This is a genomic window from Nocardia sp. NPDC023733, assembly GCF_040639775.1.
Lineage (GTDB): Bacteria > Actinomycetota > Actinomycetes > Mycobacteriales > Mycobacteriaceae > Nocardia > Nocardia rosealba.
This window is the reverse complement of the sequence record NZ_JBFAAN010000006.1, coordinates 258,137-270,308: the sequence shown is the minus strand read 5'-3', so window position 1 is coordinate 270,308 and position 12,172 is coordinate 258,137. Positions and strand designations below refer to the sequence as shown.

General features: G+C 68.9%; 9 protein-coding genes. 8 read left to right on the top strand and 1 reads right to left on the bottom strand.

Features of this window, described 5'->3' with window-relative positions; translation table 11 throughout:
• Nucleotides 1-17 precede the first annotated feature (17 nt).
• A complete protein-coding gene (locus AB0F86_RS23415) occupies nucleotides 18-665 on the bottom strand; it encodes an AAA family ATPase (RefSeq protein WP_225281012.1) in 648 nt (215 codons plus the stop codon).
• A gap of 414 nt (nucleotides 666-1,079) precedes the next feature.
• On the opposite strand from AB0F86_RS23415, the gene AB0F86_RS23410 reads away from it, so the two are divergent.
• The 8 genes from AB0F86_RS23410 to obgE all read left to right on the top strand — a co-directional run bounded on the left by AB0F86_RS23410 (nucleotide 1,080) and on the right by obgE (nucleotide 12,149).
• Entirely contained in the window at nucleotides 1,080-3,758 is a 2,679-nt protein-coding gene (locus AB0F86_RS23410) for a valine--tRNA ligase (RefSeq protein ID WP_356985164.1), read from the top strand.
• Nucleotides 3,759-3,871: 113 nt separating this feature from the next.
• Nucleotides 3,872-5,242, top strand: a complete 1,371-nt coding sequence (locus tag AB0F86_RS23405; RefSeq protein WP_181700591.1) for a folylpolyglutamate synthase/dihydrofolate synthase family protein — start codon at nucleotides 3,872-3,874, stop codon at nucleotides 5,240-5,242.
• Complete coding sequence (locus tag AB0F86_RS23400; protein ID WP_181700563.1) at nucleotides 5,239-5,637, top strand: DUF4233 domain-containing protein; 399 nt, start codon at nucleotides 5,239-5,241, stop codon at nucleotides 5,635-5,637. Before AB0F86_RS23405 ends, AB0F86_RS23400 begins: the two co-directional genes overlap by 4 nt.
• 46 nt (nucleotides 5,638-5,683) lie before the next feature.
• A complete protein-coding gene (gene ndk / locus AB0F86_RS23395; RefSeq protein ID WP_067486226.1) occupies nucleotides 5,684-6,100 on the top strand; it encodes a nucleoside-diphosphate kinase in 417 nt (138 codons plus the stop codon).
• A 496-nt stretch (nucleotides 6,101-6,596) separates the two neighbouring features.
• Nucleotides 6,597-9,734, top strand: a complete 3,138-nt coding sequence (locus AB0F86_RS23390) for a translation initiation factor IF-2 N-terminal domain-containing protein (protein WP_356985163.1) — start codon at nucleotides 6,597-6,599, stop codon at nucleotides 9,732-9,734.
• A 232-nt stretch (nucleotides 9,735-9,966) separates the two neighbouring features.
• Nucleotides 9,967-10,278 carry a 50S ribosomal protein L21 gene (rplU, locus tag AB0F86_RS23385; RefSeq protein ID WP_067486230.1) on the top strand — a complete coding sequence of 104 codons (312 nt, stop codon included), beginning with the start codon at nucleotides 9,967-9,969 and terminating at the stop codon, nucleotides 10,276-10,278.
• Nucleotides 10,279-10,300: 22 nt separating this feature from the next.
• Complete coding sequence (gene rpmA, locus AB0F86_RS23380; protein WP_067486232.1) at nucleotides 10,301-10,567, top strand: 50S ribosomal protein L27; 267 nt, start codon at nucleotides 10,301-10,303, stop codon at nucleotides 10,565-10,567.
• Between the two features lie 118 nt (nucleotides 10,568-10,685).
• A complete protein-coding gene (gene obgE, locus AB0F86_RS23375; protein ID WP_181700559.1) occupies nucleotides 10,686-12,149 on the top strand; it encodes a GTPase ObgE in 1,464 nt (487 codons plus the stop codon).
• Nucleotides 12,150-12,172: the final 23 nt, after the last annotated feature.

Sequence of the window (12,172 nt, the reverse complement as noted above, 5' to 3'; positions counted from 1 at the left end):
AGCTCGCGACCCGGCGATCAGGCGGCAGGGGTGAAGGCGATTCCCGAGATCGCGGTGAGGGTCGGGCGGTCGACGATCACCACCGATGTGGCGGGCAGTGGAGTGCGTGGTTCGGTGCCGCGGGCGCCGAGGTCGCGCATCAGGCTCTCCCAGCGGCGGCAGTGCGCGCCGAAGGCGACCGTGTTCACCCGCCTGCCGCGGGTGACCTGACCACGCCTTGCCTGGGTGGCGGGCACATCGATCAACACCATGTGCACCTCGCGCTCACCCGAGCGCGCCCACCGCGCGATCAGGCGACGGCTCCAGGCGAAAGTCGCGCAGTCGTGGATGGCGACCGGCCCGTCGGCGACCAGCAGCGCCGCGCGGATCGCCCGGTAGTGCGCCAGGTGCACCAGCGGACGCCACAGGGGATAGGGGACCCGGCCGAGCCGGTGCCGCAATCGGTTGCGGGCGTGGTTCGAATCGAGCACCAGCGCACCCGCTGCCGTCCGCACCGGCAGCTCCGCGTTCGGGTCGGCGCCGAAAAGGCGGTGCAGCGCAGTGGATTTCCCCGCACCGGGCACGCCGGCGAAAATCAGCACCGCCGTGGCGGGGTAGCGCAATTCGTCGACGTGGTCCGCGCGTAAGTCCAGCAGTGAGACGGGAATGACGGTCCGGGAAGGCACGGATCGATCGGTGGAAGGGGAGCTGGCATCGAGCGGGGGCGTCACCCTCTCCAGAATCCGGGAAAACAGACAATTCGGCAATCGGTGAACACCCTGAGTTCGCGTCGACCGGCCTGTCGGACAACAGTTTCCGCGTGTCGATGGAGACACTCACAAACCTCGCCGACCACCGCTTGGAAGAATCTGAGAATTGGCTATGTATTCGAGGGGCGGCCGAAAAACGCCGGTAGAGTCGACTGCGAGAGGCGAAGTCTTCGGTGTCCCTCATCCACCGAAGACCTCGCCTCTGTTTAGTTGGAGCGCTGGCGCGCTCGAGGTTCGCGGCGGACCCTCCTCGAGGTCGGGTCGTACGTGGCTGGGACTGCGGGGTGAGGCGGGGGAAACCCGGTTGTCCGTTCCCCTTAGGATTGGGGCGTGACCAGCGCAGCCCCAGACAACTCGCGTAATCGTGCCGATGCCCTGCCCAAGAGCTGGAATCCCAGCGAGGTAGAGGCCGACCTGTACGAGGGCTGGGTAAACGCCGGGTACTTCACCGCCGACGCCACCTCGGCCAAGCCGGCGTACTCCATCGTGCTGCCGCCGCCGAACGTCACCGGCACCCTGCACATGGGTCATGCGCTCGACCACACCCTCATGGACCTGCTCACCCGCCGCAAGCGGATGCAGGGGTACGAGGTGCTGTGGCTGCCGGGTATGGATCACGCGGGCATCGCGACCCAGACCGTGGTGGAGAAGCAGCTCGCCGTGGACGGCAAGAACAAAGAGGACTTCGGTCGCGAGCTGTTCATCGACAAGGTGTGGGACTGGAAGCGTGAGTCCGGCGGTCAGATCCAGGGGCAGATGCGTCGCCTCGGTGACGGTGTCGACTGGAGCCGCGACCGGTTCACCATGGACGACGGGCTCTCGCGCGCCGTGCAGACCATCTTCAAGCGGCTCTACGACGCGGGGCTGATCTACCGCGCCGAGCGCCTGGTGAACTGGTCGCCGGTGCTGCAGACCGGCATCTCCGACCTCGAGGTCGACCACAAGGAGGTCGACGGCGAGCTCGTGAGCATGCGCTTCGGCTCCCTGAACGACGACGAACCGCACGTCATCGTGGCCACCACCCGGGTGGAGACGATGCTCGGCGACACCGCCGTGGCCGTCCACCCGGACGACGAGCGCTACAAGGCGCTCATCGGCACCACGCTGTACCACCCGATCACCGGCCGCCAGATCCCGATCGTCGCCGACGACTACGTCGACCCGGAGTTCGGTTCCGGCGCGGTGAAGATCACCCCCGCCCACGACCCCAACGACTTCGAACTCGGTCTGCGCCACGGCCTGCCGATGCCGACGATCATGGACAAGGCGGGCCGGATCGCCGACACCGGAACCGAATTCGACGGCATGGACCGTTTCGAGGCGCGGGTGAAGATCCGCGAACGCCTCGAGGCCGAGGGCCGCATCGTCGGGCGCAAGTACCCCTACAAACATCAGGTGGGTCACTCGGAGCGCTCCGGCGAGCCGATCGAGCCGCGCCTGTCGATGCAGTGGTGGGTCAAGGTCGACACCCTCGCCAAGGCCGCGGGCGATGCGGTGCGCGACGGTGACGTGAAGATCCATCCGGCCAGCCAGGAACCGCGCTGGTTCGACTGGGTCGACAACATGCACGACTGGTGCATCTCGCGTCAGTTGTGGTGGGGCCACCGCATCCCGATCTGGTACGGGCCCGAAGGCGAGATCGTCTGCCTCGGCCCGGACGAGCAGGCCCCCGAAGGCTGGGTGCAGGACCCCGACGTGCTCGACACCTGGTTCTCCTCGGGTCTGTGGCCGTTCTCCACGATGGGCTGGCCCGACGCGACCCCCGAGCTGGCGAAGTTCTATCCGACCAGCGTGCTCGTCACCGGTTACGACATCCTGTTCTTCTGGGTGGCCCGGATGATGATGTTCGGCATGTACGTCAGCGACGATCCGGTGCTGACGGCAGGCAAGGGCGGACAGAAGCAGGTCCCGTTCGAAGACGTGTTCCTGCACGGCCTCATCCGCGACCAGCACGGCAAGAAGATGTCGAAGTCGCGGGGCAACGGCATCGACCCGCTGGACTGGATCAACTCCTACGGCGCCGACGCGCTGCGCTTCACCCTGGCCCGCGGCGCCCAGCCCGGCGGCGACCTCTCGGTCGGTGACGCGCACGCGCTCGCCTCGCGCAGCTTCGTCACCAAGCTGTTCAACGCCACCAAGTTCGCGCTGATGAACGGTGCCCGCACCGGCGACCTGCCCGCGCGCGAGACCCTCACCGACGCCGACCGGTGGATCGTCGACCGGCTCGACCAGGTCCGCGCCGATGTCGACGCCGCGTTCGATTCCTACGAATTCGGCAAGGCCTGCGAGGCGCTGTACCACTTCGCCTGGGATGAACTGTGCGACTGGTACCTGGAACTGTCGAAGGTGCAGTTCGCCGAGTCCGACGCGCGCGCCGAGAGCACCTCGGTGGTCCTCGGCAACGTGCTCGACGCGGTGCTGCGCCTGCTGCATCCGGTGATCCCGTTCGTCACCGAGACCCTCTGGAAGGCGCTCACCGGCGGTGAGTCGGTGGTCGTCGCGCCGTGGCCGCAGGCCAGTGGCGTCGCCGCCGACGAGCGGGCCGCCCAGCGGGTCGCCGACGCACAGCGGCTCATCACCGAGATCCGCCGCTTCCGTGGCGATCAGGGCTTGGCCGACAAGCAGAAGGTGAAGGCCACGCTGGTCGGCATCGAGGAAGCCGGACTCGCCGGCTTCGCGGCGTCGGTGGCGAACCTGGCCCGCCTCACCGAACCCGGTGACGACTTCGCGACCACCGCCGAGGTGGAGGTCCGCCTGTCCGCGGGCACGGTGACCGTCCAGCTCGACACCTCCGGCGCCATCGACCTCGACGCCGAACGGCGCAGGCTGGAAAAGGATCTCGCGGTCGCGCAGAAGGACCTCGACCAGACCACCGCCAAACTGGCCAACGAGGCGTTCCTGGCCAAGGCGCCGCAGCAGGTGGTCGACAAGATCACCGCCCGCCGCGAGGTGGCCACCGCCGAGGTCGCCCGGATCAGTGCGCGCCTGGCGGAGCTGAGCGCCAAGTGAGCGACATCGGCCCCGACGACGGCGATCTCGGCCCCGAGAACGCGGGCTTCGGCGGCGACGACTACCGCCCGGCCCAGCTCGGCACCGGTCCGTCGCCGGTCGAGCTGGCCGAAATGGCGCTCGTCGAAGCCGAACTCGACAAACGCTGGCCCGAAACCAAGATCGAGCCGTCGCTCACGCGCATCAGCACGCTGATGGATCTGCTCGGCAACCCGCAGCACAACTACCCGGCCATCCACATCGCTGGCACCAACGGCAAGACCTCGGTGACCAGGATGATCGACGCGCTGCTCACCGCCCTGCACCGGCGCACCGGCCGGATCACCAGCCCACACCTGCAGCTGGCGACCGAGCGGATCAGTATCGACAACGCACCGATCAGCCCCGCCAGGTACGTGGAGACCTACCACGAGCTCGCGCCCTACATCGACATGATCGACCGGCGTTCGGCCGAGTCGGGCGGGCCCGCGATGAGCAAGTTCGAGGTGCTCACCGGCATGGCCTACGCCGCGTTCGCCGAGGCACCCGTCGACGTGGCCGTCGTCGAGACCGGCATGGGCGGTACCTGGGACGCCACCAACGTGATCGACGGCCAGGTCGCCGTCATCACCCCCATCGGCCTCGACCACACCGAGTACCTCGGCCCCGACCTCGAGTCGATCGCCAAGGAAAAAGCGGGAATCATCAAGCGCGCCAAGGAAGCACTTGTTCCGGTCGACACCGTCGCGGTGATCGCCGAACAGGCCCCCGAGGTGATGGACGTGCTGCTGCGCCGGGCCGTGGAGGCCGACGCGGCGGTCGCGCGCGAAGGCGCGGAATTCCGGCTGCTGGAACGGGCCGTCGCCATCGGCGGCCAGCTGCTGACCCTGCAGGGGCTCGGCGGCGTCTACGACGAGATCTTCCTGCCGCTGCACGGCGAGCACCAGGCCCGCAACGCCGCGCTCGCGCTGGCCGCCGTCGAGGCGTTCTTCGGGGCGGGCGCCGAGCGTCAGCTCGACATCGAGGCCGTGCGCGCCGGATTCGCGGCCGTCACCAGCCCCGGCCGGATGGAACGGATGCGCAACGCGCCGACCATCTTCGTCGACGCCGCCCACAACCCGGCGGGCGCGCAGGCGCTGGCCAACACCCTCACCGGCGAATTCGACTTCCGCAAGCTGGTCGGTGTGGTCGCCGTACTCGGCGACAAGGACGCGGCGGGCATCCTCGACGCCCTGGAACCGGTGTTCGACGAGATCGTCGTCACCAGCAACGGGTCGCCGCGCGCCATGGACGTCGACACCCTCGCCGACCTGGCCGTCCAGCGTTTCGGCGACGAGCGCGTGATCACCGCCGACACCCTGCCCGACGCCCTGGAATCGGCGATCGCCCTGGCCGAACAGGCCGGCGACGACGGCGACGTGATCTCCGGAGCGGGCGTGGTCGTCACCGGTTCGGTGGTCACCGCCGGCGCCGCACGCGCCCTGTTCGGAAAGGGGCCCTCATGAGTGCGGTTCCACCCCCCGCCACCGACCCCTGGAAGGGGTTTCGCGGGGTGATGGCCGGAACGCTGATCCTCGAGGCGATCGTGGTGTTGCTGGCGCTGCCGGTCGTCGGTTCGGTCGGCGGCGGGGTGACCTGGTTCTCGGGCACCTACCTGGTGGTCCTCGCACTGCTGATGATCCTCGGCGCCGGATTGCAGCGGAAGCCGTGGGCCATCCCGTTCAACCTCGGGCTGCAGGTCCTGGTGCTGGCGGGGACGTTCATCCACCTGTCGATCGGGATCATCGGGCTGGTGTTCGCGGCCGTGTGGGCATTCATCCTGATGCTGCGCTACGACGTGCAGCGACGCATGGACGCCGGGCTGTTGCCGAGCCAGCGGATGCGGCGGACCCAGTCCTGAACGGGGTCGTTCGGCGTAGACGCCGACCCGACGCTAGGGTTAGCGCGTGACTGAGCAGACGTTGGTACTCATCAAGCCGGACGGTGTCTCCCGTGGCCTCGTCGGCGAGGTCCTGGCGCGCATCGAGCGCAAGGGCCTCACCATCAAGGCGCTGGAGCTGAAGAACGTGTCCGCCGAACTGGCGGGCGAGCACTACGCCGAACACGCCGAGCGGCCGTTCTTCGGTTCGCTGATCGAATTCATCACCTCCGGCCCGGTCGTCGCGGCCGTGCTCGAGGGCCCGCGCGCGATCGCGGCGTTCCGTCAGCTCGCCGGTGGCACCGACCCGGTCGAGAAGGCCGTCCCCGGAACCATCCGCGGCGACTTCGGTCTCGAGACCCAGTACAACCTCGTTCACGGCTCCGACTCGCCCGAGTCCGCCAAGCGCGAGATCGCGCTCTGGTTCCCCGAATTCCCCGCCTGACGGTGCTGTTCTCGCTCGTCGCGTCCGGTGCGGACGCGACGGGCTCGAGTGACGGTTCCGCGCGCGAGTTGCGCCGATGGCGATCACCGCGCGAACCATATGGGATACTGAAGACGGATGTGTTCGATACCGATGTCATCGCAGCCCCACCAGGGCGGTCGGTGACAGCCTGACGCGCAGGTACGCGGCAGCGGCGACGGACATGACCGGATGACACCGCAGTTGGATGCCGATCATCGCTGCCATGGACAACCCTGTTGCTGGGGTTGCCGGGCACGCTGGATGAGCGCCTCAGCGCGCGGCGTCACGCCGTACAGCCAGGCGCCGCGTGACCGGTTGGCCCGCCAGATGATCGATTCCAGGCGCGACCGGATACGCGGGGCGAGACCAGATGACCCTCGTACCATCGGGTACGAGGTGCACGGACGATGCCCCCGCGCCGGCCGCGTCACTCCCGTACCGGGGATGGACGCGCCCGGGGGCCCGAGGAGACTTCGTGGCCGAACAAGAGCCGCTGGACACAACACAACAGGATGCCGATCAATTGCCGGAGCGAATTCGAGTTCATGCACTGGCCAAACGACTGGGAGTGACCAGCAAGCGCATCCTGGCCAAATTGGCGGAGCTGGGCGCCGAGGCGCGCAGCGTGCAATCCAATGTCGACCGAGCGGTCGCCGAGACCGTACGCGACGCGATCGCCGCCGCCGACGCCGAAACCGGCGAACCCCCGGCACCCGCCCCGACCACCAGGGGTAGGAAGAAAGCCACCGCACCCGTCGCCGAGCAGCCGGCCGACCCGACCACCACCTTGTTCTCCGCGCCCGAGGTCGCACGCCCCGACGAGGTGTTCGCCCCGATGGCCGACGACGCCCACACCGGGCTGTTCACGCACCGGGCGACCGAGGAACCGGCCCCCGAACCGGTGGCCTTCGAGGCGCCCTCCGTCGGTATGCCGCTGTTCCTGCCGCCCGACGCGAGCGCCGCCGAAGAGGCGCGCAAGCGCCGTCGCGCCGAACGCGCGCCCAAGAAGCTGGAAGAGCCCGTCGAGGAGCCCGAGGCGCTCGACGAGACCGAGGCCACCGACCAGTCCGGTGACACCGACACCGATACCGACTCCGACAGTGACAACGACGCCGACGGGCAGCCGCGCCGCCGTCGTCGTGGGCGCCGTGGTCGCGGTCGCGGCCGTGGCGAGCAGTCCGCCGACGGCGAGGACAACGACAGCGACGAGCACGACACCGAGGACGAGCCCGCCGCCGAGCAGCCCGCACCGGCCGAGGCCGAGCAGTCCGACGACTCCGACGAAGACGACGACAACCAGCCCGAGGGCGCGAGCCGTCGCCGTCGGCGCCGTCGTCGTCGCAAGGTCGGCGGGGACTCCGCCGACACCGACGCCGCCGCCGAGGACGACCCGCCGAACACGGTCGTGCACGAGCGCGAGCCGCGCAACAAGAGCCGCAGCCGGGCCGGTGCCTCCGACGAGGTGCAGGGCATCTCCGGTTCCACCCGCCTGGAAGCCAAGCGTCAGCGCCGCCGCGACGGCCGCGACGCGGGCCGCCGTCGTCCGCCGATCCTCACCGAGTCGGAGTTCCTCGCCCGTCGCGAGGCCGTCGACCGGGTGATGGTCGTGCGCGAGAAGGCGTTCGATCCGGCCGAACACGCACCGGGTCACCAGACCACCACGCAGGTCGCGGTGCTCGAGGACAACATCCTCGTCGAGCACTTCGTGACCAGCTCCGGTCAGGCGTCGATGGTCGGCAACGTGTACCTGGGCAAGGTGCAGAACGTGCTGCCGAGCATGGAGGCCGCGTTCATCGACATCGGCCGCGGCCGCAACGGTGTGCTCTACGCCGGAGAGGTGAACTGGGAGGCCGCCGGTCTCGGCGGCAAGGAACGCAAGATCGAGCAGGCGCTCAAGCCGGGCGACACCGTGCTGGTCCAGGTCTCCAAGGACCCGGTCGGCCACAAAGGTGCGCGTCTGACCACCCAGATCTCCCTCGCCGGTCGCTTCCTGGTGTACGTGCCGGGTGGCACCTCCACCGGGATCAGCCGCAAGCTGCCCGACACCGAGCGCAAGCGGCTCAAGGAGATCCTGCGCGAGATCGTGCCCGCCGACGCGGGCGTCATCATCCGCACCGCCTCCGAAGGTGTGAGCGAGCCCGAGCTGGCGCGCGACGTGGAACGGCTGCAGGCCACCTGGCGCACCATCGAAGAGGCCTCGAAGAACGCGGCCAAGGACGCGCCCAAGGCTCTCTACGAAGAGCCGGACATGCTGGTGAAGGTCATCCGCGACCTGTTCAACGAGGACTTCGCCAAGCTGGTCATCGAGGGTGAGCGCGCGTGGAGCACCGTCGAGAACTATGTGCGAACCGTCGCCCCCGACCTGTTGCCGCGGGTGAACCGGCACGAGAACAACGGTGTCGACGTGTTCGACGCCTACCGCATCGACGAGCAGCTGGCCAAGGCGCTCGACCGCAAGGTGTGGCTGCCCTCGGGCGGCACCCTGGTGATCGACCGCACCGAGGCGATGACCGTCGTCGACGTCAATACCGGCAAGTTCACCGGTTCCGGCTCTTCGAACCTCGAGGAGACCGTCACCAAGAACAACCTGGAGGCGGCCGAGGAGATCGTGCGCCAGATGCGGCTGCGCGACATCGGCGGCATGATCGTCGTCGACTTCATCGACATGGTGCTCGAGTCCAACCGCGATTTGGTGCTGCGCCGCCTCACCGAGGCCCTCGGCCGCGACCGCACCCGCCACCAGGTGTCGGAAGTCACCTCGCTGGGTCTGGTCCAGATGACGCGCAAGAAGCTGGGCACCGGCCTGGTCGAGGCGTTCTCCACCACCTGTGAGCACTGCCACGGTCGCGGCATCCTCGTGCACTCCTACCCGGTCGATTCCGGGTCGGGCATCGAGGAACCGCGCGGCAAGGAGAGCGGTTCGCGGCGTCGTCGCGGCAAGGACAAGGACCGCGACGCCAAGCCCGCCCAGACGGCCGCACCGGCCACCAACGGCACCGCGCCGGTCGCCGAGGCCGACGAGGAGGACATCGCCGTCAAGCGCGCCCACCCGGTCGCGCTGGCGATGGCCGCCCACCACGGCGACGAGGACGGCGAGACAGTGTCGGCCGAGGTCGAGACCGAGCAGCCGGCTCCCGAGCCGACCCGCTCGCGCTCCAGGTCTCGGTCGCGGCGGTCCAACCGCGCCGCGCAGGCCGAGACCGCGATCGACAGCCCCGCGCTGACCGGGGTCGTCCCGGCCGAGGACGAGGTGGTCGAGGAAGTCGTCGTCACGCCTGCCCCGGCCGACGAGGCGCCGACGGTCGAGCCCGTCGAATCGTCCTCGCTCGCCCGGGAACCCGTCGAGGAGCCCGCCGCTCCCGTCGCCGAGGAACCCGCACCGGTGGCCGAGGAACCGGCCGCCCGGGCGCCGCGCAGGCGTCGTGTAGCCCGTTCGACGGCGGCTCCGGCCGCCGACAGCGCGGGCGCGGTGTTCGTCGTCTCGGCGAACGAGCAGCCGCCCGCGGCAGCCGTCGTGGACTTCGACGCCGAACCCGTCGTCGTCCCGCAGCGCAAGCCGCGCAGGCGTGCGGTGGCACGTCCGGCGGGCGCGCCTGCGCCGGAATCGAACTGAGGTGACGTCCCCTGATTCGGCCCTGACCGGCCGAATTGGGGGACGGCATACCGTTCTGGTAACCTAGGTCGGTCGCTGCCCAGCGATTGGGCATCTGGCCGGACGGCCGGGTGATACCGCAGGCAGGCAGCTAACGTTCTTCCCCCGCACGTGCGGGGATGAGCCCAGGAATACGCGTCGCAGCTGCGGCGTGGACATGTGCAGGACCAACGTGAGTGGAGGAAGCCGACCGATGGCAGCGTACGCAATCGTCAAGACCGGCGGAAAGCAGTACAAGGTCGCGGTCGGTGACCTGGTGAAGGTCGAGAAGATCGAGGGCAAGCCCGGCGACGCCGTGGCCCTGACCCCGGTTCTCGTCGTCGACGGCGCCGATCTGACCACCGATGCCGACAAGCTGGCCAAGATCTCCGTGGCCGCCGAGGTCGTCGATCAGACCAAGGGTCCGAAGATCCGGATTCACAAGTTCAAGAACAAGACCGGCTACCACAAGCGCCAGGGTCACCGTCAGCCGCTGACGGTCATCAAGGTCACCGGCATCAAGTAAGAATTCCCGAGGAGACGAAGCAATGGCACATAAGAAGGGTGCATCCAGCTCCCGGAACGGTCGTGATTCGAACGCCCAGCGCCTCGGCGTGAAGCGCTTCGGCGGCCAGAAGGTCAGCGCGGGCGAGATCCTCGTCCGTCAGCGCGGAACCCACTTCCACCCCGGCGTCAACGTCGGCCGTGGTGGCGACGACACCCTGTTCGCCCTCGCGGCGGGCGCGGTCGAGTTCGGCACCAAGCGTGGCCGCAAGACCGTCAACATCGTTGTCCCGGAGCCGGTCCAGGCCTGACCGCCTGGAGCGTCAGCTCCCCACGGACACCAGAGCGGGTCAGGGTTTCCCTGACCCGCTCTGTCGTGTTCTTCCACCCTTACCGCAAACGACAAGTCAGAAGGAGGAGGATCAACCCATGTCCAAATTCATCGACCGCGTCGTGCTGCATGTTCGTGCCGGTAGAGGTGGACACGGTTGTGCCTCGGTGCACCGTGAGAAGTTCAAGCCGCTCGGCGGTCCCGACGGGGGCAACGGCGGCAACGGTGGCGATGTGATCCTCGAGGTCGACGCCAACGTGCACACCCTGCTCGATTTCCACTTCCATCCCCACGCCAAGGCGGGCAACGGCAAGCCGGGCGAGGGTGGCAACCGCGACGGCAAGCAGGGCACCGACCTGGTGCTGCAGGTGCCCGACGGCACCGTCGTCGTGGACAGCGACGGCAAGGTCGTGGTCGACCTCGTCGGCGTCGGCAACCGGTTCATCATCGCCCGTGGTGGTCGTGGTGGGCTCGGCAACGCCTCGCTGGCGTCCAAGGCGCGCAAGGCGCCCGGTTTCGCGCTGCTCGGTGAGGAGGGCGAGGAGATCGATCTCGTCCTCGAGCTGAAGTCGGTTGCCGACGTCGGTCTGGTCGGGTTCCCGTCGGCCGGTAAGTCGTCGCTGGTCTCGGTGCTCTCGGCCGCGAAGCCGAAGATCGCCGACTACCCGTTCACGACGCTCGTGCCGAACCTCGGCGTGGTGCAGTCCGGTGACACCACCTTCACCGTCGCCGACGTACCCGGCCTGATCCCCGGCGCGAGCCAGGGTCGCGGCCTCGGGCTCGACTTCCTGCGCCACCTGGAACGGTGCGCGGTACTCGCCCACGTCGTGGACTGCGCGACCCTCGAACCCGGCCGCGACCCCGTCTCCGATGTCGACGCGCTCGAGGCCGAGCTCGCCGCGTACAAGCCCGCGCTCTCCGGTGACGAGAGCCTGGGTGACCTGGCCGATCGCCCGCGCGTGGTCATCCTGAACAAGACCGACGTCCCCGACGGCAAAGAGCTCGCCGAGATGGTGACGCCCGAGTTCACCGCCCGCGGCTGGCCGGTCTTCGAGATCTCGGCCGTGAGCCGCGCCGGTCTGCGCCCGCTGACCTTCGCACTGGCCGACATGGTCCGCCAGTACCGCGAAGACCACCCCAAGGCGGCACCCAAGCGTCCGATCATCCGCCCGATCGCGACCGACGAGTCCGGTTTCAGCGTGATCGCCGATCCGCAGGAACCCGGCGGTTTCATCGTGCGCGGTACCCGGCCGGAACGCTGGATCCGCCAGACCGATTTCAACAACGACGAGGCCGTCGGCTACCTGGCCGACCGGTTGGCTCGTCTCGGTGTCGAAGCGGAGCTGGTCAAGCAGGGTGCCGAACCCGGCTGCCCGGTGACCATCGGCGAGGTGACCTTCGAGTGGGAGCCGCAGATCTCGGCTGGTGTCGACATGCAGCCGACCGGGCGTGGCACCGACCTGCGCCTCGAGAACAACGATCGCATCGGCGCGGCCGAGCGCAAGCTCGCCTCGCAGGCGCGGCGTGGTCTGCTCGACGAGAACGGTGAACGGAAGAGTTGACGGTGGTGTCGCGCCCGGCGAAA

Bases quoted from the DNA above. Each gene is read 5' to 3' on its own strand.
- rplU (WP_067486230.1), top strand. From the start codon at position 9,967: ATGGCAGCGTACGCAATCGTCAAGACCGGCGGAAAGCAGTACAAGGTC.
- AB0F86_RS23400 (WP_181700563.1), top strand. From the start codon at position 5,239: ATGAGTGCGGTTCCACCCCCCGCCACCGACCCCTGGAAGGGGTTTCGC.
- AB0F86_RS23405 (WP_181700591.1), top strand. From the start codon at position 3,872: ATGGCGCTCGTCGAAGCCGAACTCGACAAACGCTGGCCCGAAACCAAG.
- rpmA (WP_067486232.1), top strand. From the start codon at position 10,301: ATGGCACATAAGAAGGGTGCATCCAGCTCCCGGAACGGTCGTGATTCG.
- obgE (WP_181700559.1), top strand. From the start codon at position 10,686: ATGTCCAAATTCATCGACCGCGTCGTGCTGCATGTTCGTGCCGGTAGA.